Annotated in this window: 17 protein-coding genes and 4 pseudogenes; 5 read left to right on the forward strand and 16 right to left on the reverse strand. The window is 34.1% G+C overall.

The features are described from left to right. Positions 1 to 30: 30 nt before the first annotated feature. The 4 genes and pseudogenes from NSQ08_RS14695 to NSQ08_RS14710 form a co-directional block, all read right to left on the reverse strand. Positions 31 to 483 carry an SMI1/KNR4 family protein gene (locus tag NSQ08_RS14695; RefSeq protein ID WP_012261254.1) on the reverse strand — a complete coding sequence of 151 codons (453 nt, stop codon included), beginning with the start codon at positions 481 to 483 and terminating at the stop codon, positions 31 to 33. 12 nt (positions 484 to 495) lie between these two features. After that, positions 496 to 1,728: pseudogene (locus NSQ08_RS14700) on the reverse strand (WXG100 family type VII secretion target). A 647-nt stretch (positions 1,729 to 2,375) separates the two neighbouring features. Continuing rightward, positions 2,376 to 2,589: pseudogene (locus tag NSQ08_RS14705) on the reverse strand (small, acid-soluble spore protein, alpha/beta type). A gap of 50 nt (positions 2,590 to 2,639) precedes the next feature. Then, positions 2,640 to 3,518: a CPBP family intramembrane glutamic endopeptidase gene (locus NSQ08_RS14710; protein WP_012261256.1), complete on the reverse strand. Its 879-nt coding sequence runs from the start codon at positions 3,516 to 3,518 to the stop codon at positions 2,640 to 2,642. 359 nt (positions 3,519 to 3,877) lie between these two features. Between NSQ08_RS14710 and NSQ08_RS14715 the strand changes: the two genes are divergently transcribed. From NSQ08_RS14715 to NSQ08_RS14725, 3 genes are all read left to right on the forward strand, one after another. Further along, positions 3,878 to 5,215: an erythromycin esterase family protein gene (locus tag NSQ08_RS14715; RefSeq protein ID WP_340776318.1), complete on the forward strand. Its 1,338-nt coding sequence runs from the start codon at positions 3,878 to 3,880 to the stop codon at positions 5,213 to 5,215. Positions 5,216 to 5,418: 203 nt separating this feature from the next. Beyond that, complete coding sequence (locus NSQ08_RS14720; protein WP_002084562.1) at positions 5,419 to 5,997, forward strand: sensor domain-containing protein; 579 nt, start codon at positions 5,419 to 5,421, stop codon at positions 5,995 to 5,997. A 113-nt stretch (positions 5,998 to 6,110) separates the two neighbouring features. After that, positions 6,111 to 7,898 (forward strand): helix-turn-helix transcriptional regulator, encoded by a 1,788-nt coding sequence (locus NSQ08_RS14725; protein WP_012261258.1) that lies wholly within the window; start codon positions 6,111 to 6,113, stop codon positions 7,896 to 7,898. 259 nt (positions 7,899 to 8,157) lie between these two features. Here the strand turns inward: NSQ08_RS14725 and NSQ08_RS14730 are convergent, their stop codons facing one another. The 3 genes from NSQ08_RS14730 to NSQ08_RS14740 form a co-directional block, all read right to left on the reverse strand. Beyond that, entirely contained in the window at positions 8,158 to 10,548 is a 2,391-nt protein-coding gene (locus tag NSQ08_RS14730; protein ID WP_340776326.1) for a penicillin acylase family protein, read from the reverse strand. Positions 10,549 to 10,627: 79 nt separating this feature from the next. Next, complete coding sequence (locus NSQ08_RS14735; protein WP_340776329.1) at positions 10,628 to 11,389, reverse strand: DnaD domain-containing protein; 762 nt, start codon at positions 11,387 to 11,389, stop codon at positions 10,628 to 10,630. 440 nt (positions 11,390 to 11,829) lie between these two features. Beyond that, the gene (locus tag NSQ08_RS14740) at positions 11,830 to 12,411 is read right to left on the reverse strand and encodes a TetR/AcrR family transcriptional regulator (protein ID WP_340776332.1); all 582 of its coding nucleotides are present in this window, start codon (positions 12,409 to 12,411) and stop codon (positions 11,830 to 11,832) included. 221 nt (positions 12,412 to 12,632) lie between these two features. On the opposite strand from NSQ08_RS14740, the gene NSQ08_RS14745 reads away from it, so the two are divergent. Then, on the forward strand, positions 12,633 to 13,865 hold the full coding sequence (locus NSQ08_RS14745; RefSeq protein ID WP_340776335.1) for an MFS transporter: 1,233 nt from the start codon (positions 12,633 to 12,635) through the stop codon (positions 13,863 to 13,865). A gap of 10 nt (positions 13,866 to 13,875) precedes the next feature. Continuing rightward, positions 13,876 to 14,070 (forward strand): annotated as a pseudogene (locus tag NSQ08_RS14750) (DNA alkylation repair protein); the annotation flags it as partial. A gap of 110 nt (positions 14,071 to 14,180) precedes the next feature. Here NSQ08_RS14750 and NSQ08_RS14755 read toward each other — a convergent pair. From NSQ08_RS14755 to NSQ08_RS14795, 9 genes and pseudogenes are all read right to left on the reverse strand, one after another. Then, entirely contained in the window at positions 14,181 to 14,498 is a 318-nt protein-coding gene (locus tag NSQ08_RS14755; protein WP_340776338.1) for a DUF3895 domain-containing protein, read from the reverse strand. Between the two features lie 742 nt (positions 14,499 to 15,240). After that, the gene (locus tag NSQ08_RS14760) at positions 15,241 to 15,696 is read right to left on the reverse strand and encodes an immunity protein YezG family protein (RefSeq protein ID WP_340776341.1); all 456 of its coding nucleotides are present in this window, start codon (positions 15,694 to 15,696) and stop codon (positions 15,241 to 15,243) included. Positions 15,697 to 15,724: 28 nt separating this feature from the next. Next, positions 15,725 to 16,192, reverse strand: coding sequence for a DUF2004 domain-containing protein (locus NSQ08_RS14765; RefSeq protein WP_340776344.1), 468 nt, complete (start codon positions 16,190 to 16,192; stop codon positions 15,725 to 15,727). Between the two features lie 72 nt (positions 16,193 to 16,264). Continuing rightward, positions 16,265 to 16,918, reverse strand: a complete 654-nt coding sequence (locus NSQ08_RS14770; protein WP_340776347.1) for an SMI1/KNR4 family protein — start codon at positions 16,916 to 16,918, stop codon at positions 16,265 to 16,267. Positions 16,919 to 17,038: 120 nt separating this feature from the next. After that, positions 17,039 to 17,224 (reverse strand): annotated as a pseudogene (locus NSQ08_RS29925) (cytoplasmic protein); the annotation flags it as partial. Positions 17,225 to 17,350: 126 nt separating this feature from the next. Further along, entirely contained in the window at positions 17,351 to 17,548 is a 198-nt protein-coding gene (locus tag NSQ08_RS29930) for a hypothetical protein (protein ID WP_445686020.1), read from the reverse strand. Between the two features lie 438 nt (positions 17,549 to 17,986). Further along, positions 17,987 to 18,643: an SMI1/KNR4 family protein gene (locus NSQ08_RS14780; protein ID WP_340776350.1), complete on the reverse strand. Its 657-nt coding sequence runs from the start codon at positions 18,641 to 18,643 to the stop codon at positions 17,987 to 17,989. 252 nt (positions 18,644 to 18,895) lie between these two features. Continuing rightward, complete coding sequence (locus NSQ08_RS14790; RefSeq protein WP_063218240.1) at positions 18,896 to 19,327, reverse strand: SMI1/KNR4 family protein; 432 nt, start codon at positions 19,325 to 19,327, stop codon at positions 18,896 to 18,898. A gap of 215 nt (positions 19,328 to 19,542) precedes the next feature. Next, the gene (locus tag NSQ08_RS14795) at positions 19,543 to 19,938 is read right to left on the reverse strand and encodes an immunity 22 family protein (RefSeq protein WP_063218239.1); all 396 of its coding nucleotides are present in this window, start codon (positions 19,936 to 19,938) and stop codon (positions 19,543 to 19,545) included. Positions 19,939 to 20,430 lie beyond the last annotated feature (492 nt).

Here is a 20,430-nt window from a genome sequence, read left to right on the forward strand (position 1 = left end):
CTAGAATTCTAGGACGTTTTTTTAGTTCCCTCAATCTTCTTCTTCGAAATCACGTAGACTAGCAAGCAATTCTGTAAATGTTGAGCAAACAGGATATATTGCTTCCTCTATGTTTTCTTCCTCATGCTCCCAAAATACTACTGTCGGTGATTCAGGATTGCTACGGTAGTCAAAACACAGATGATTTCCAAATGAATCCTTACCAAAGGGATATACTTTATTTGCTAATCTATCTTTTATATCATCATAAACTTGAATGATTGAATTTCTATTTTCTAAATCAAAAGTTAAAAGCTTACTAAATACATTCTCATCCTGTCCTGGTACATCAAATATTTTTGGTCTTGGATAACCACTATCATATTTTTTTACACATTCTACAAAATCCATAGGGAATTTAATATTGAAATATTGTTCTACTTTCTGAATGTTTTCGTCTGTAATTTCTTTTTTATTTACTCCAATCCAAGTAACGTTGCTCATATATACTCCTCCTTACTTATCGCTGTCTTTTCCCCAAATTTTATATCCACCAGTGTGACCTGTTTTCCTATGTGTTTCATAATCAACAAGTTGCATTCGTCCTGCTTCTTGATGATGATGCCATGTATAATTTTCTGGTACCTCGCCTAGCTTAAATAACTCTATTTCTTCTTCAGTGAATTTTGCAGCTAACTTAGGATCTTTCCTTATTTGTTCATATAATGCTTTACTACATATTCTATCATGTGTTGGTCTAGATTTTTTAAACTCAGCTTCTTTTAATTTAATTTCAGAAACAGGTTTAAAAATAGGGAAACCATCTAAATCATACGGAATTCCTGTAACTGGATGTTTATTTCCCGCTAACTCACCCAATCTTACTCTTATTGTTTTCGGACCATTTGGACCCTCATAAGTATATGGAGCTGCTTTCTGCAAGTACTTTTGAATACTTCCGACTCCCGCATATGAAAGGTGATTACCAGCTTTAAATTCATAGTTATTTAATATGTGTAGTGCATTTCTGTATGCCGGAGAATTAGTCACAAGTGATTTCCCTTTAGTAAAACCTGTAATAGCAGCAACCTTACCTGCTTGCCCTACTTTATCTAGACCTTTGCTACCAACAAAGCCTGTGAGTAGCGTAGTGACTGCGTAAGCTGCATAATGTTCTCTGCTTTCCAGATCTCCATTCCAAAAATTATTCATAAATGTATCTGATACAGTGTTCCATGCAGCAGGAATAGTCTCTCTATAGTTTACAATCGCATCTCGCATATTTAACCAAGTTTCTTTATCTCCTAAAGCTACGAATCCTTTCCATGCATCTACAACACCATCTACAAAACCAGTAGAAATACCAGTCCACGCAGCATTTAAATCCTTTTTATTGAAAAATGACTCTTCTGATTTTGGAGGGAGTTTTCCACACATGGCTCCTTCTTGAATATCAGAGTCAACTAAATTTCCGTCATACGATTCATCCGCTTCCCGGAATTTAACAGCTGCACGTTCTAATTCTACTGCGATTTTATCTAATTCTTGCAAAATGTTAAACATCATTGGTTTTGCTTCATTAAACATCTGATAGAAACGATCACTGCTTGCTCCGCTCCACTGAGAAGCTATCTATTCAATTTGAGAGTATAAATCTTTATGTATATATTCTAATGATGATCTCGTATTGCTTACGGTTTTAGCAGCTTGTTCTAATTGTTCCGGTGTTACCTTTATTTGTGTGCTCATTCCATCCCTTCTTTGCATATATATTATGAAAATTATAACATATCATTATTTCATTAAGGGTTAGCATTTGAAAATATCCGTTCCTAAAAGTGAAAGTATATTCCATCATAAAAACAGCTCCAATTCCTCATTAGAAAAATGAACTGCCCCCTTAAATAACCCTCGTTGTTATAAAAGACATCACGTTTTTATACTGATAGTATTATAAAATAAGCGGTTTATTAATTTTGCAATGAAATTCATTTTATAGACCCCTCTCTTTGTCAATAATTTATCTATTCAACGAAATTATATATTCAGATAGATAATTAATAAAAAAAAATTTCCGAAAAATATATTTCGGTCATTATATAATTTTTGATATTCGATTGATAGTCATAAGAAAAACATAATAGGGTAACGCCACATGCTCATCAAGCGAAGTTAAAATTATATCCTCAAAATAAAAAAACGCTATACTTATTGTAAAAACTTTCAACTGGAGTACTGATGAAATCAGAAGGATTGAATCCATGCTTTAATTCAGTATCCGTTGTATTTCTTCCAGAAGTCCTTACTCCTCTTTTTACACAAAAACAGACTGTGGAGAAGATTTTCTCCACAGTCTGAAAAGAATCCATATATGTTTTTTTATTTATCACCTTAACTTACTGTAACCTATATTGTCCTGTTAATTGTTCTTCTGTCATTCGAACTAAGCGTTTTGTAATTTCTCCACCGACAGAACCATTTGCACGTGCTGATGTATCCGGTCCTAATGTGACTCCTAATTCACGAGCAATCACGTACTTCATCTGCTCAATAGTTCTCAGCAGAAATAAGAATCTCATTTGTATTACTTTCATGTCTTTGAGCATCCATAATTGCGCCTCGTCATATTTCACTAATTGAATTTAAAACACATCCGTATGCTATTTAGTAAGATTTACTATTCGAGACGTAATTATTGCAGTAATCAAGATAATAAGAGCAGTTATCAAGCCAGATTCTCCAATCCAAATCTCAGTTTGATATCCTGTACTTGCACGTGCGAAAGGTCCTTGAATAATGGCATTCCAAGTAGTATGGATGATAACCGAAGGCCAAACGCTACCTGTGATAAGTCGTAAATAAGCTGTAATATAACTGAATGGCACAATACAAAAATAGATGCCAAGTACTGAAAGAAGGACAGATGTTCCCTCTACATATAGACCAGCAATAACAATTGGAACATGCCACGTTGCCCAAATCAATCCACTAATAAGGATGGGCCGTGAAAACTCTGCATCGACTAGCCTTGTGAGCATATAACCTCGCCAACCCATTTCTTCTCCCAAAACTGGGATTAAGTTAAGCAAACTCCCTAAAATGCCGCTCAATACTACTAGATAAATGAAACTGAATGGTGCCGTTAGATACTGAAGCCCAAGTATATTGTAGATTGGTTCTAACATACCACCTTCGGGATGCTGAAACCCCGCAATCCCGCTCAACCAGGCGATAGAATAAGTAATTCCACAAATAATCATAGGTATTAGCAGAGCAAAACCAATCCCCTTCCATATCTTTAAGTTACCGAGACTAAAAGATACATCTTTAAACCCTTCTTTCAGTATTATGCGAGTCAAAATAGAAGAAAATGCTGGGATAAACATATATACCACAATAAGCGGCATACTTTTAGTAATTATTACTACTACATTTAGGATAATAGAAGTAATGATTAAGATACTCAGAAAGAGTTGCAGTCCTATTTTAGCACGTTGGATTTTATCTTTATTGTGGAACGATTTTGCGTGTAATATCATTGTAATCCGCCCTTCCCCTTTAATTCACTTGTTTATCGAATTTACTTCTTGTCATTTCCACAGACACAACTTAGAATAAAAATATTTTGGCATACAGATTAATTCATCTTTAAAATCCCTCCCAAATTTATAATCTAGTCTTACTTGCGACTCATCAATGTAATTATTATTTATAAGTTGTCATAGCCGATAGTACAAAAGTGTAATGATTAGTCTATGACCTGTGTCAATTAACCTTATGACAATATGTAACTAGAAAATATGATATGGGATAGATAACAATTGAATTAAGGCAATTGATTCGTGCAAGTACATGAATCAATCTCGCTTTTAAAACAATTCAATTGAGGTGGAAAAAAATGAATAAGAAAAGAATAATTGCAATGGTTAGTACAGCTTTATTAGTCACAGGATGTGGAGAAGTAGGAAACGCTCAAACAGTAGCAGTCGAAAATTCAGGTCAATCAATCCAAAAAAATATAGTTAAATCAATACAATCACAGGCTTACCCATTAAAAACGATAGAACCGTCAAAATCATTTGAGGATTTAAAACCACTTAAGAAAATGATTGGGAGTGCACAATATGTAGGATTAGGAGAGAATACTCATGGAAGCTCTGAAATTTTCACTATGAAGTTTCGACTTGTGAAATATTTGGTTACTGAGATGGGTTTTACGAATTTCGCAATGGAAGAAGATTGGGGAAACGGCTTAAAGCTAAATGAATATATCCAAACAGGAAAAGGAAACCCTAGGGAATTTTTAAAATTGTTATATCCTACTGATGAAATTATAGCCATGATTGAGTGGATGAAAGATTATAATGCTGATCCATCCAATAAAAAAAAGATCCGATTTATTGGGCTCGACTTAAAGGAGTTGGACCAAGGTAGCTTTAATAAAGTAATTGATTATGTAAGGCTGCATCGACCAGATTTGCTGGCAGAAGTAGAAGCAAATTATAAAGAATTGCCGTCTTTTACTGGAAGTATACAGGAATATATGAAACTTGCTCCTGAAATGAAAGAGAAGTTCAAAGCAAACGCTGAGAGAGTAGCCCGATTACTGAAAGATGAGAATGAGCAAGCCAACACAGAAATAGTTTCACCCGAGTACATCTGGGCGAAAGCAACGGCAAGTGCAATAGAGAAATTTACCACAATGCTGCTTTCTAATGACTACCCAAATGTAATAAAGCTACACGAGCAATACATGGCCGATCATGCAATGTGGGCACAAGAGGCATTGGGTGGTAAAACTATGGTATGGGGACACAATATTCATATAGCTAAAGAAATTATCGATGAGGAATTATACCCTTATGCTGCGGGGCAGTTTTTGAAGGAACGTTTAGACACTAATTATGTCACAATTGGTAGTACAACTACGGAGGGGAATTTTACCTTATACAGCGAATATGATCCTTCCACCGGAGGTAAGATTACAACGGGTACGATTCCACAAGATGTAAATAGTTTCAATTATACCCTCGGAAAAGTACCATATAAAATGTTTTTATTGGATAACCGTCACCTTAAAGGACAAGCAGAGAAATGGGTTAAAGCAAAAAGGCCATTACTAAGTATAGGGGGACAACTCCTCCCGGGCAGTTCTTTATACTTTGATACTTCATTGCTTGAGCAATTTGATATTATTTTTCACATTCGAAAAACAAGTCCATCTCATATTAAATAAAAGTACAAAACAATCCCGTTCTTGCATCTGCAAGAACGGGATTGTTTTATGGAGATTAATATAAGCATCTTTTTTAACCAGAAGTAGGTTACTCTCCCCTTTTTAGCATCATTTAGAGATGTCATATGACACTTTTACACTAGTGAGAATGACAAAAAAAGCAATATAATTCGTTTATTACATAGATAGGAGCGATGAGCTTTATGAAATCAAGATTCATCCAGAATGGTTATTTTTTATTACTAACTTTCATTACAGGTTTGTTTTATTTTTGTTTTTATCTAATAGCTCTGCTATTCAGTTTCACCCTTTCATTTACGGTAGTTGGGATTCCATTAGTTATACGCGTACTACAAACTACCACACCCTTTATCCAATTTGAGCGCATACAAACGAAAATTTATACTGATATTTCGACAGAATCTTACGATAGAAGTGTAACAACGGATACATCGGACTGGGCGCAAGTAAAATTAGGACTTACGGATCGCCACACCTGGTCTGCTGTCTTTTGGTTAATGCAGAAATTTGTGATTGGCATTTTCAGTCTCATTAGTGCAATCATTTTTTATGTAATGCCACTTATGTTCCTGTTAGCACCACTATTGTATCGATACATCGATATGAATATTATTTTCATACAGATAGATACTTTTCCCAAGTCACTTCTTGTAATGTCTATCGGTATAGTGTTTACCGCCATAAGTATTAAAATAGTAGATGGTTTAACGAAAAAATTTGGAGGTTATACACGCAGTATGATTCAGCAACTAAATCGATAGAAGTTTGTAGTCTACGAATAGTAGGCAGTTTAAACTTAAAAATATAACAATGTAAGAAGGATTATTCTATAATATAGGAAATGAGAAAGAAGGCTACTTAGGGGGTAAATAAATTGTTTGATATGGTTAAATATTGGTTTTGGTATGATTGGATTATGTTAGGAATCCGTCTACTTGTTAGTGTGTCTACCCTCCTAGCAACATTAAATTTCCAGGATGGTTTAACATTACCACTTTGGATTATTATTATTTGGGAAATTATTGCCTTCTCTATTCCATGGGTAGCCTTACTATTCAATTATAAATATTACTTATTCACAGAAATATTGCTATATGGTGGACTATGTATATTCTTAACCTCTTTATTTCCAGAAGCTTACAATATCTTTCTTATATCGGTATTTCTTATCGCAGCAAATAGTAAGCATTTGTCCTATTATTGGACAGCTCCAACAACAGTTTTTATAACAACTGGAATTTTCTATGCGGTTGCGCCAAGTAATAGCTATTGGGTTATGGTCACCTATTATGGATTCGCTTATGTAATGGGATTCGCCTTTCATTTATTAATCGTCAATCATAAGCAAAATGAAGCAATTCGTAAACAAAACGCAGTACTTGAGCAATATATGTCTCAGATTGAACGCATAACACTGGCAGAGGAACGAAACAGACTGTCGGGTGAGCTTCATGATACAGTTGGTCACGCTTATACTTCTATTATTATGGGGATGGAAACGTTGCGCACCGAACTTGCTACTGAAATGGGTATACAGAGGCTAGATTCTCTGCTTGAAATGGGACGTAAAAGCATCGAGGACGTGAGAGGTTACCTACATCAAATTGAGTCTCCGTGTCAATCGCCCTCCTTAATTCAATCTCTACAAAATCTTGGAGCCGAATTTCAGGAGCACGCTCAGGTTACTGTAAGTTTTCGGGCATACGGAGAGGAATATCAATTGTCTCGGCAAGCGAAGATAGCGTTCATTCGTTGCTTACAAGAATCTCTTACAAATGCAGTACGTCATGGTCAGGGGACTGAAATTATAGTTTCATTGCAGTTTGAACAACAATATACGAGGTTAGAAGTTCAAGATAACGGAAAAGGAAATGTAGAATGGCAGGAAGGCTTCGGTATGAATGCGATGAAAGAACGGGCAATGAATTTGCAAGGTCAATTGTCTGTATATACAAAGCCAGAGGAAGGAATGCTTGTTACATGTACCATACCGCGACAAACTGAAATAAAAGATGGACTTATTCGTTTGTTAATTGTAGACGACCAGCCATTTGTTCGGGAAAGTTTGAGGACACTACTCGATAGATATGAAGATTTAAATGTAGTCGGTTTGGCTGAGGATGGCAATCAAGCCATCGATTTGTGTGGGCGCCTTCAACCCCACGTTATACTTATGGATTTAGATATGCAGCACATGGATGGAGTCGAAGCAACCAAAAAGATTAAGCAACAATGGCCACATATCCGCGTATTGATTTTTACAACTTTTCAGGATACCGAACAGGCGTTGGAATCACTTCGCAACGGTGCGGATGGTTTTTTACTCAAATCTATTGAAACATTGGAGCTAGCTAATACGATCCGACTTATTCACAAAGGTGGGACACTGATTGATCAGGGAATGTCTCACAAAATATTTGAGAAGTTTGATGAGCAAATCGAGACACCACAATCAAAAGCAACTGCTTATGAGCTAACAGCTAGAGAGATAGAAATATTGCAGCTAGTAGCAAAAGGACTTCGATACACTACCATAGCATCAAGGTTATATTTATCGAATGGTACGGTCAGAAATTATGCTTCCACAGCTTATACAAAGCTAGGAGTCCGTAACAAAGAAGAAGCTGTTCAAAAGGCTCTAGAAATTGGAATTATTGAATAACAAAATGTTTTGCGGTATATACCAATGAGTAACAAAAAAACAGAACGCTTTGTGTGGTTTCTTTTGTAACAGAGTAAATAAGGTCCGTTATCGTATAAGTAAATGTTAAAACACTTACTGTTTTGTCATAATAAAATCATTGAATCTTATTCTCTAAAATACAATAGCCTACTATCAATTTAACTGATAGTAGGCTTTTAAAATTATTTAAGAACTTGGTTATGTTCTAATTTAACAGTTTTCATCAGTGGAAATATTATCACTTCGGCTCTAAAGTTAACACCTTCCCCTCTATTCCATCCATATTCAATGTAGTCGTATGATACTCACCGTTCACCCAATCATCTATTTGATCATGGTACCAATCGCTTCTAAAATGTCCCGATTGTCCTGGCCCTACGATATGATAACCGTTTGACATATCTTTCGTATCAATAACGAATCGCCAAGAAGCTCCGTGATTGACAATACCGTTATCTCCGTAACTCGCTGCTTGAACGGTAACTTGGCTTCCGCCGATTGGAATTGGTTTTTCACGATTAAATGCAAATAGTGCTAGCATACTAGATGATTTTGAAATTGGATGTGTGAACGCCAGTTGATGGTAATCGCCCCACTTCCACTCCGTAACATTCGGTCCATATTCCTTCTGTAATTTCTTCATTACTTTCTCGTACGATGTATGCACAACTTTCGTGAAGCCTCCGTACTTCGTAAACCAAGCGCTATTTTCTCCTGCTACTTCTTTTCGAATCAATTCATCAACTACTTGTGACTTCCCTTCAAATAACTCCATCACATCTTTCGGTATTTCTTTTGAAAATAGCGTATTCGAAATCTCTTTCATTAACAAATGGAATATTAATGGTGCAGCTTCATCTTTACTATCGTAAAAATTCCACTTTGTTAATTGTTTTACGCCTTCTTTCTCTACTTCATTTAAAGATGCTTTATTTAACTCTTTTAACAATATAGGAGTAAACTCTTTCCCATATAAATTTTTTTGATCCATCTGTAAATCTTCTAAATCTTTCACCGTATACTTTTCCTTCTCTTGTAAAAACTCTTGAATACGCATTTGCCTATATGGCTGCGCCCACGTATTACTAATATGGTACGGATAAGCGTCATCAACGATTTTATTATTTGCAGTTGAAATAAACCCTTGTTTTGGATTTATTACTTTCGGTAGCTGATCAAACGGAATATACCCTTCCCATTCATATTCGTCTGTCCACCCTGGCACAGGCAAACTACCATCGCCTTTTTTACGCACTGGTATATTTCCATTCGCTTTATAAGCAATTGTGCCATCGTTTGATGCAAACACAAAATTTTGAGTCGGTGTATGAAAATCTTGAAGAGCCGTTTCAAACTCATTCCAATCTTTCGCCTTATTCATATTTAATACAGCCTTTAATTCAGCAGAAGGCTCCAAAGCAGTCCATTTCAAAGCGAATACTGTTTTCGTTTTCTCTTTCCCCTTATCCGCAAACTCTGAAATAACTGGACCATGCCTCGTAACCGTAACGTTATACGGAATTGTTTTCCCGCCTTTTACTTTAATAGATTCATTAACAACCGTAGCCTTTTCCCATTTATCGTTATACAAAAATTCATTTTCATTATTAGGATTTCTCTTTTCAATATACAAATCTTGCACATCGGGACCTGTATTCGTAACGCCCCATGCTATTTTGTCATTGTGTCCTAATATAACGCCTGGTACTCCTGCGAAAATAACGCCACTCACATGTAAATCTTTCATTTCAAGTTGCGATTGATACCAAATAGAAGGTGTCGCAAGAGATAAATGAGGATCATCCGCTAAAATTGGCTTACCAGATACACTCTTTTCACCACTCACAACCCAGTTATTACTACCGTTAAACTCTGGTGGAATAACTGTCTTTGAAAAACTTTGTGCTACGTCCACATTTGTATTTTTCAATTCAGCTAGCAATCTAGGCGCATCTTTCGGATATGTAGGAAATAGCTCATTTGCTTGCTCTTCCGGAAGATTTTTCAACGCCCAATATCGAAATGCTTGTCCGTGCCAATGTCCTCCTAAATCAAACGCCATATACTTTCCAATCGTTAAAGAATCCACGATTGACCATTCAGCAGGTTCATATCCTAATATAGTAAACTCAACCGGCAATTTCTTTTCCTCTTTTGCCTCACGTATAAAAGTATTCACCCCATCAGCAAATGACTGCAGGGCATATTTCGCTTCTCCATCATATTGACTAACAGATGCTTCTGCCGCTCGCCGTAAACCGAGCGTTCGAAACAATTTATCTCGATCAACAGCTGCTTCCCCTACAACTTCACTTAACATACCAGAAGCTTGTCTTCTACTTAAATCCATTTGAAACAAACGATCTTGCGCTTGTACATACCCTTGCGAGAAATATAAATCATGCGCATTTTCCGCTTTAATATGTGGTACACCTTTACTATCTCGTTTCACCGCAACAGCATGTTGTAAATCCTTAAGTTTTATCGTTCCATCTATCTTTGGCACAGAACTAAGCGTATATATGTTCAAAAAAATCATAGCGCAAATAAACAAAAAAAGAACGATACTACTAGACCAAATAAAAATTCTTTTTCCCCTATTTCGTTTCTTTTTTATGACGACTTCCATACAATCCCTCCTCTCTCAATCTATTCGCTTCTATTGTGAAAGAACCTTTTAGAAAAGAAGAAATCATTACTTGCTCATGCTATGGATCATACAAACTGAATACTTCTCTCTTACGCACTATTTCCTTTCCTTTATTGAAGCTTACTCGTCCTTTCTTACACCAATTCTTCAAAATCCCCTTTACATAAGCAAGTGTCCCCTTATTATTTTCAAACGCAATTTTAAGTGCCTCTAGTACTTTATCTCCTGAAATTCTTTGCATCCATTCCTTTAATTCCTTCGCGATATATGGAGATAGACTACTAATGTTTTGTTCGTAAAATTTATAAACTTCACTATGCGGAGTGGCATCCTCTACTCTTTCTACCTCTTCCTTCTCTTGAATAATTACTTGTTGTGAATTACTATCAACCTCTTCCTCTGGCATACCAAAATACTGAAGTAATAATGGAATCTTGCATTCTTCTTCAAGACATTTACGTAAAAACTTATGTAGGAACTCTTTACTTTTCACCATTTTCAGCTCACGTAATACACATTTCTCTATGTTCGTATTAAAAATAGGATTATAGTGTAACCAATTTATAATGAATAACTCTTTCGTTTCCGCATCATATAAAATCTTCCCGTATTCCACAAACCGGTTCAATAACTTCTCAACAGTCTCCATACTGTAACCAGTTTCAAGCTCTGCCAAACGCTTCGGTAATATGTAAATACCACATTGCTTCGTTTTCGTACTAGTTAACAAATATATGTAAAAATAACGCTCCTCTGGCGTTAAATCTAATATGAATTCATCTTGCCAAAAGTTCACCTGCACATTACGGTACACCGCCATCAGTTTTCCTCCCGCTCTTTACTAGTAAAAAGGAAAATTCCAATCCTTCAATATAAATATAGGAATGAGGTAACGGTTTTGGAATTCGAGTTCCAAATTTTTTTAACTACTACAACGACGGTTTTATTTTTTCGCGCTTGTTTTGTTCTTGTAGTTGTTTTTGTTTTTGTTTTTGTTTTTTCTTAGTGATTTATTACTTGGTAGGTGCTTATAAGGGGCTTATATAGTGTTTTCATTCCTCTCTTATCCGATTCCTAATTACAAATGTCTCCAACAATCTTCATATATTGCAGACAACCATTATGATTCACCTGCTCATATTTACACGAAAATAAAAAGCACTTGTTGCCTTCGTAGACAATTCAGTGCTTAAAGTTAAAAGTTTATAAATAAAAGTGTCTATAATCGACATAGTTGATTGAAATACACTTCTGTTACATTTATTTTAGTAACGATAATATGATACATACCGAATTATCTACAACTGAACGTTCTGGGCGAGATTTCATTAACACCGTTAATCCAATTAATGAAGTGACTAGCGTTTGTGCCAATGCTTTAGCATTCACATCACTTTGCAGTTCTCCAGACTGAATTCCTTTAGTAATTAATTCTTGAAATATAACTGAAAGATACATTTGATGTTCTCTAGTCAGCACTTCAAATTTTTCATTATGAGGAGCAAGTTCCACCATTGTGTTAATACAAAAACAGCCTTTATTTGATTCTTTTTTATATTCCTCTTCCACCATATTTTCAAAAAATATACGAATGGCCTCTTTTACAGATTGTTCTTTTTGAAGTTTTGTTCGAATGCTAGCTGCGTGTAAATTCGTGTATCTCCGTAATGCAGCTTCAAACAGCCCTTCTTTATCACCAAATGCTGCATATAAACTCGGTCTTTGTATTTCCATTTTAGCAGTTAGATCACTTAATGAAGTAGCAGCGTATCCTTTCTCCCAAAAAAGTTGCATAGCAGCATTCAAAGCTTTTTCTTTATCAAATTCACGTAGTCGAGCCATTTAACCCCTCCTCTTTTTTCACCTGTTTTCTAAATTATAAATCACGTTTTTATGTACTAATCAGTATATTATATATCGTATTAAATTATAAATGATATGTCAAAAGAAACTGAATTTAATTTACAATTCACTTGACATAGTAACTTATCCCTGATTATATTTGACTTACGAAATAACATACCGTTCGGTACATTATTTTAATAACAAAAGGAGATGATATTATGGATATTAAAGAAAAAATGACAGCTGCTCTTACACAGAATAATGATCAGTTCCAATCACCTATCAATACAATCATGCCCCGCTATATAACTCTATTATTTTCAATAGCTTGCGGGATGGCTGTGGCGAATATATACTTCGCTCATCCTCTACTTGATTCTTTATCAAATGCGTTTAAGATCAACCATTCAACTATTGGTGTCGTTATTACGATTACTCAAGTTTGTTATGCACTCGGATTACTTTTATTAGTTCCACTTGGTGATTTGTTAAACCAAAAAAGACTTATCATTGTTCAAATGCTTTTATCCGTTTTCGCTTTAATTGTGGTCGGAGTCGCTCCTTCCAGTACCGTACTTTTTATAGGTATGGCCTTAGTCGGAATTCTTGCGACTGTTACGCAGACACTCGTCGCATACGCATCCATTTTAGCTAACCCAAAAGACCGTGGGCGAATAGTAGGTTTCGTCACGAGTGGTGTCGTAATAGGAATTCTACTTGCACGTACATTTGCCGGAACATTAACAGATCTAGCGGGATGGCGTTCCGTTTATCTTACCTCTGCTGTACTTATGCTCTTCGTAATTGGTTTGTTATATCGTAATTTACCTAGTCTTGAACATAAAAAAACAGCTATGACCTATCGTAAATTATTACGTTCTGTTCTCTTATTATTTGTAGAAGAAAGGATCTTACGTATTCGCGGAATATTAGCATTGCTTATTTTTACTTCATTCAGTATTTTATGGACTTCATTAGTTTTACCTCTAAGTGTTGCACCATATAATCTATCACATACAGCTATCGGAGCATTTGGTCTTGCTGGAGTTGCTGGTGCATTAGCTGCCACTAAAGCCGGACAACTTGCTGATCGCGGATTCGGAGAGAGAACTACTGGCATAGCCTTATCCTTATTATTACTTTCATGGCTCCTAATTAAATTAATGAACCATTCTCTATTCCTACTAGTTATCGGTGTTATCCTTTTAGATTTAGCTGTGCAAGCTGTACATGTCACCAATCAAAGTATGCTTTTCACAGTGCGTCCAGAAGCGAGAAGTCGCCTCACTGCCAGTTACATGATTTTTTATTCTATCGGCAGTGCAACAGGTGCAATTCTTTCCACAAACATTTATGCAAGCTACGGATGGAACGGAGTTTGTATATTAGGTGCATCCGTTAGTGCTTGTGCTCTTTTATTTTGGGCAATGACCTTACGGCGATCGTCATAAATAAAAGGGGAATAATTTTCTAAACACTGTGGCAATTTCATATGTACCACTACACGAAAAAGCAGTCGAGACTGCAAAAGAAGTTGGTATAGTTGAAGTAAAACGTGATAAGAAAAAAAGCAGTTTACTAAATGCTTCCGAAAGTATTCAGAAAGAACTTGATAGAGGAAGACTTGGTTTCAAACGTAAATATGTAAGGTGTTAAAAGTATGAAGGTGTCAATCTAGGAAAGATTGACACCTTTTTTGTGGACATTACTAGACTAACGGGACTGAAAGTTAAAGGGAACCAATCATTCATTTCCCTCTATACATCTCATACTTCTTCTATCAATTTATATACCCTATCTCTTTTCTCATCATTTTTGATAAAAGTAAGCTTTCCTTCTGTAACAAACCCTTCTAATATTAAGCATACTTGTCCAAAGGCTTTAGGCTTATTCGTTGTAAATCTTTCATCTGATATTTTACCAGATCGTATTAATTGTTCGCATAGCTCAAGTGCACTTATTTCTTCAGAATTAAATAATCCCAAAATATCTTTTTGCAAGGGCGATAAAGGTGCTGAGATCTCAGCTACCTCCACTTTTTCTTTTTCTTCTTCAAATAAATCTTCAAATGAAATTTGATTCATTACATCTTTTCCTTTCTAACAACTGATTTGTATAACATGAACTGAATCCTATAGGTACGAGAACTTTAAATATTAGTTATTGTTATGTAGTACTTACCTTATTACATGAATTTCAAACTCATGTACATCATTTCATATAGTATGTTTTGATTATACCAAATATACGTTCTGTCTTCTATTGTAGAATTTTTTATAACAGGAATGAAAGTAATAGTGAATATTTATCTCCTCGTTAGTTGTATACACTATGTAAAAAACAGAAAAAATGTTTACATAATAAAATTATAGTTCTCTATTAATTTTCTATGCTAAAACGCAAAAAAGCACTTGTTTCCTTTAATTGACAATCAAGTGCTTTAGGTTCATATGTTTTTAAGTATCGTTAATTTTGTAAGTTTTTACGAGTTCGTTAGTTTTATGTCCATTCTATGTGTTTATATTCATCATCCAGTAAAATGTCATCTCGCCTATGCTCGTACTTCTTTTTCTATTCTATCATTGCACATTGTACCCTATGATGGTCCAACTATCATGAAGTACGTACTTTCTAACAGCCTATTATTTTCCTGTACACTTCATAATACATTTTAAATTAATTACAGCAATACTTTGTCACTCCTGTATGCAAATGCTGTAACCTTTACAAGTCACTAAATACTATCCAAATGCTATTCTACAAATGGATGCTAAAACTTTCATGAGTTATTAATTCAATATAAATATATCTATTACTATAAATTTTTTAAAGTTTATTATTTTTCACTTCCTCAAACCACTCATCAGCAAAATCATCAGCCGTTTTTACATCCTCATTTGTATGTATTAATTCATACTTATATTCAGCTTTAAACTTACCACTCTGAGCATCGTATATTAATCTCATCTCAGTTGGCATATCTTTTTCGTATTCTTTGCATAGTATTTCAATTTCTTCGATATCTTCACTTATAATTTGTAGAACCTGAAACATTCGTTCTGGAGATACATCATATATTTCTTCTCCATTTTCCAATGCATCATTAACCTTGTGACACTCTACATGCTTATTGTTAATTAAATAAAAGAAACTACTAGAAATCATATCTTCTTCACATGAAGCGTAAACATATACTTTATCGGCTCTATTTTCAACATATTCCATACATATGGATACTATATCAGCTTGCAATTCACTAAATTTTTCCTCAAATTCTTTCATACTACTTTTTCACTCCTTAGATTAAAAGTTAAATGGCAACGTCTTGATACCCCACTTCAGTTACTTTTTCATTTAGTAGACGTATTCCTAATCCATTCTCTGTATCCCACGTACAATCGAAAGTTATCCCACTATCTCGCTCTTCATTAATATCTCCATATGGGACTACAATTCCAACTAAAGTGATCCTCTTAAGTAATTGATCAATTGTTTCGATATGCGGATAATTTTCATTAAATCCAATATCATATCCTAATTGTTGACGCTCTTGCTTGTAATAGTCTAAAATCGCTTGTAAAAAACCTTGCTGCAGTCGTTCCCAATTTTGCAATAATGAATTATAAGCAGTATATTGTTCTTCATCAAACTTACCTTCTTTTTCACCTTTCACTATCAATGCTATTTCAACTTCTTTTCCACAAAATTCAAAGGTAATGTCCTTAACCCATCCATATGTATACTCAATCTCACCAAAAACTGCATCATTTATTATCATTTTTAACTCTCCCTGTTTACTCTCTTGGATCCATATCAATTTCTTTAATCGTATAAAAGTTACCCTCTAACATTAACTGTTTTTTTCAGCCACTACTATACTCAGTATAGTACTATCAATTGCTAATTTTTCAATTAGTTTTTTCGCCTTACCATATGGATATTTCCCTACTAATATATAAGGAAGATTTCTTGAACCCTTTAGCAAATCAATTGCGGAAATCTCAAGCCCTAATACGTTCTTTATTCTTATTAAATCTTTCAAACCTTCACTAGGAGTTCTCACTAACACTATATTACAAATATCAGACGACTTATTTATTGTTTTCTGTTCTATTTCACTTACGCAACCACTATTTACCCATTTTTTAAAATCAGCGGTAATTACAGTAGCATGGCTAGGATTCATATCCCCAGAACCAATTACTAACACCTCTTTTCCCTCTGCATGTTGAGCCATTAAAAATACATTACCTCCGCCATCATCACCAATTGAGACATACCCCATTGCATATTCATCTACTTCCCAAACCTCGTTCCTTTCTGCAATATGCTCCGTACCATAAATAAATAACCCACCACCGATTGAAAACCCATTTGTACATCTCAATAAACCCTTATATACATTAGGTAATGTAACATTCATGCGATTTTCTACTGCTTGAATTTCAATATCACTCGCTGCTGATTTTTCTATCAAATCTGGAATATTAAATAGATTAATCATTTAATAATCCCTCCTGAACTATCAAGATATTTAAACGTATCGATTATTGCCTGTCACCTCTCTATAATCATTTCACTATAGATTTCATTAAATTCATAAAGTATATCGGTATGTAAGCCTTCATTTTTCATTTGGTAAGTAGACAATCATTTTCCCTTTCAGGTACTCACCTTTCCATCCACAAGGCCATCCTCCCATTTTATACACCTCAAATACCTTTTCATAAAAATTATCCACTTTTCCATTTACTAAACGATTTAGTGCACACATCTCAAGATCTCTTTCTACTTCTTCAAGAATATTTATATGATCAATTGAAATAAAATCCTGATAATAATTATAATTATTAGAAAAAACTTCATATAACAGATCTTTTTTTGATTCCATATTAGGGTTATAAGTTCCTTCTAATAATTTTGCACTTTCATCCGATTAAATATCATCCCAAACGATTTGGGTAACATCCAAATCTTGAGACCAAGCCAATTCCTGTGCTTTATCAAAATCATGGATAATTTCAATGTCATGTAATAATTCATGTAACTTTATATCATTCCTATCAAATAAGCTCCTTTTTTGTATATACTCGATAACTTCCTCAACTAACTTAGTATTTTCACCATACTTCATCCCTGTAGCCACCTTTCGCGTCCGTCGTCCTTCAGTCCCATTCTCCATACTGTATTCACTTATGGATATTCGTTTGAATTTCATTGATTTTTTGTAAGTACCTTTGCTCATGCAGAGCTGCCTCGAAACCCCAATGCCCTCGCTTTAAATCAAAAATAGGCTAATCATAGTGATTATCTAACTATAATTAACTTGTCATGCGTACATTATTGCATGAAATGGTTTATACTGTAGATTTGAAATAAAGTTTAATCAAAAACAACTCTCAATCCTAAGTTTTACGATAAATAAAAAGAATCCATTTTGAAAAAAGATTAATCAAAATGGATTCCTCTTCAGCAGATTTTTGTTTCGGCTTTATAAAAAAGTTTGAGCATTTTCTGCCTGTATTGCTCCATCATCGTGCCTGATTGTTCTCTTAAAAGTGAAGAGTTGCTATTAAACTTTCTTAATATACTCATACACTTCTTTAGGTTTTATATTAAGCATGTGGGCAATTTCCGTTATTTTCTTTCCTTCTTCCTTCATCTTTTTTACTTTTCTCTCCATTGTTTGCTCATATTCTTCTGCAATATCAAATAATGGACTTAATAAAGAGTGCCATATTTCAAAATCAGCAAATTTATTTCTTTCCAAAAACTCATTTAACAATATTTCCAATTCTTTAGTTTGTATCATTCTTTTACCTTCTAACACTTGTTTCTCAGTAAGAAAATCACCTATATCTTTCATAAAATTAATAAATGAGTCCATGGAATCTGCAAGAAAATCGCCACCACTCCAACTGTCCATTCCGTGCATGATTGAAGATATAGGGTATCCTTCCTCATTTAAATCAATAATAATTGGATCTCCACACATAGTTTCGTATGCAATAACAATCCAATTTGCGTCCCAAGTATCTTCCTCAGCGGTTACAAGGGAGTTTCCATCTGTATCAATGCTGTATCCTACTTGAAATTCATCCAATTGTTCAAAAGAACATACATCAAAATTTACATATTCTCTAATTTTTTTATGTTCTAAGTTAATAAGTTCTAAACTTCTCTTAATCTCTACTTTTTGATGATAAGAATTAAATTGGATTATTGTCATTTTTACTACATCCCTATTCATACTTTATATGTATTCTTTTGTATCTGGTTGTTTACTAACCAACTAAGCCAAGAATATTAATAATAGATATTGTTATTTTTTCTTTACCTCATATAAAGATTCTGTATTGTGGAAATATTCTTCAAACACTCTCACAATGTTATTATCATATAAATATATCTTTGCTGTATTCCCTATAGCTATTAGAAAACAAATTACAATGAACTATAACACCAAAGTCTCTACATGTTCTCAAATGTCTAATAAGATATTCACACCAACATTATTTACTAATAACTCGGTTAGAGATGGTGCAATTTTAACTGCATCCTCCATGTCCAAATTTCCAAAACTGTTATAATATATACCAAAACCATCTTTACCTTGTAGATAAATTAATGCACCCCCACCTTCATCATCACCAATTGCGAGTGAATTAAGAAGGTAATTCTGCACTTTATAAGCTTCATTCATTTCTATGCAATCCGAAGCTCCCCATATCCTAATATACATTTGGTCGTTAACATTAATTTCAACATTTGAAGCTAGCTGAATCATTTCTATATATTCTGTAGGTACATCTATTACCGAAAAATGCTGAAGCGCTTTAATTTCTTCTTCTTTCGAAGGAGGTTCTTTATTATCAACTGTATACATATCACTGATGTTCTGTAGTATGTTCATTAATAATCGCCCCTTTCATGCTTAGCATATAACTCTCCGTATATACAGTAAAAATAAAGTAATTCATATCCGAATATGTATTTGCAGGACTACTATGTCGAAGGTATAAATACATTGTTTATAAGATCTGTGAAACCTCCTTTAATATTTCATCTTCCTAACTTAAAAACTCCCGATATCATTTTAAAATCCTTCAATACCATTACATTAGATTTCTAATCTTCATAAATTACCGATCCCATATACTTCAGGTTCCTACCATCCAGTTTTGCTTTTTCAACAAGTTCTTCATATTCAAAATCATATAACCTAATGACAGTATTATATTGTTCTTCTAAATTTTCACCATAAAAGTCTATAAGTTCACTTATAATTGATTCAGAATACGAAGCATTCTGTAGTAATTCAGACAAAGAAGATGTAACATGTTCATTATATGTACATTCTAATAAGTCTTGGTTATACTCAATGAAATCTATTTGAAAATCAGTCATAAAACGCGAAGGAATCCTGTTCCCCTCATTATCATATTTTATTTCTACATACTTTCTTAACACCATTTTGCTAGTACAATTTCCAAACCAAAGAGAAACAGCTCCTGGACTTTCCATATTAATCCTCCTTTCCAATTTTTCTATGTTCTAATGGTAATAAATCAGGCCCACTTTTTAAGATATAATGTAATCAGCTTCTTAAATTCTTTTTAAATGTTTCAATTCTTTACCAGTTAAATTATTAATAAATCTTATTTTTCCATTTTCAGTTGGTACGAGTTCATTAGTTTCATATACGTTCCATGTGTTTATATTTATCGCCCAGTAAAATGTCATCTTACCTAAGATCGTACGTCTTTTTCTATTCTATCATTGCACGTAGTACCCTATGATTGTACAACCATCATGGGGTATGTATTTTCAAACATCCTATTATTTTTCCTATCTACTTCACATATACTTTATTTTTTATTCATATATACTTATGCATATTTAAATTTAGCACCACGAACTTTAGCATATCTGTACATAAAATATAATTTAGTATAGTAAGCTTTATAAAATCACTATAACCAAACTCATTTATTTACTATAATGAGTTTTTAATGT

The organism is Bacillus sp. FSL E2-8887 (assembly GCF_038007205.1).
Taxonomy (GTDB): Bacteria; Bacillota; Bacilli; order Bacillales; family Bacillaceae_G; genus Bacillus_A; species Bacillus_A mycoides.

Bases quoted from the DNA above. Each gene is read 5' to 3' on its own strand.
- NSQ08_RS14695 (WP_012261254.1), bottom strand. From the start codon at position 483: ATGAGCAACGTTACTTGGATTGGAGTAAATAAAAAAGAAATTACAGAC.
- NSQ08_RS14710 (WP_012261256.1), bottom strand. From the start codon at position 3,518: ATGATATTACACGCAAAATCGTTCCACAATAAAGATAAAATCCAACGT.
- NSQ08_RS14715 (WP_340776318.1), top strand. From the start codon at position 3,878: ATGAATAAGAAAAGAATAATTGCAATGGTTAGTACAGCTTTATTAGTC.
- NSQ08_RS14720 (WP_002084562.1), top strand. From the start codon at position 5,419: ATGAAATCAAGATTCATCCAGAATGGTTATTTTTTATTACTAACTTTC.
- NSQ08_RS14730 (WP_340776326.1), bottom strand. From the start codon at position 10,548: ATGGAAGTCGTCATAAAAAAGAAACGAAATAGGGGAAAAAGAATTTTT.
- NSQ08_RS14735 (WP_340776329.1), bottom strand. From the start codon at position 11,389: ATGGCGGTGTACCGTAATGTGCAGGTGAACTTTTGGCAAGATGAATTC.
- NSQ08_RS14740 (WP_340776332.1), bottom strand. From the start codon at position 12,411: ATGGCTCGACTACGTGAATTTGATAAAGAAAAAGCTTTGAATGCTGCT.
- NSQ08_RS14745 (WP_340776335.1), top strand. From the start codon at position 12,633: ATGGATATTAAAGAAAAAATGACAGCTGCTCTTACACAGAATAATGAT.
- NSQ08_RS14755 (WP_340776338.1), bottom strand. From the start codon at position 14,498: ATGAATCAAATTTCATTTGAAGATTTATTTGAAGAAGAAAAAGAAAAA.
- NSQ08_RS14760 (WP_340776341.1), bottom strand. From the start codon at position 15,696: ATGAAAGAATTTGAGGAAAAATTTAGTGAATTGCAAGCTGATATAGTA.
- NSQ08_RS14765 (WP_340776344.1), bottom strand. From the start codon at position 16,192: ATGATAATAAATGATGCAGTTTTTGGTGAGATTGAGTATACATATGGA.
- NSQ08_RS14770 (WP_340776347.1), bottom strand. From the start codon at position 16,918: ATGATTAATCTATTTAATATTCCAGATTTGATAGAAAAATCAGCAGCG.
- NSQ08_RS29930 (WP_445686020.1), bottom strand. From the start codon at position 17,548: ATGAAGTATGGTGAAAATACTAAGTTAGTTGAGGAAGTTATCGAGTAT.
- NSQ08_RS14780 (WP_340776350.1), bottom strand. From the start codon at position 18,643: ATGACAATAATCCAATTTAATTCTTATCATCAAAAAGTAGAGATTAAG.
- NSQ08_RS14790 (WP_063218240.1), bottom strand. From the start codon at position 19,327: ATGAACATACTACAGAACATCAGTGATATGTATACAGTTGATAATAAA.
- NSQ08_RS14795 (WP_063218239.1), bottom strand. From the start codon at position 19,938: ATGGAAAGTCCAGGAGCTGTTTCTCTTTGGTTTGGAAATTGTACTAGC.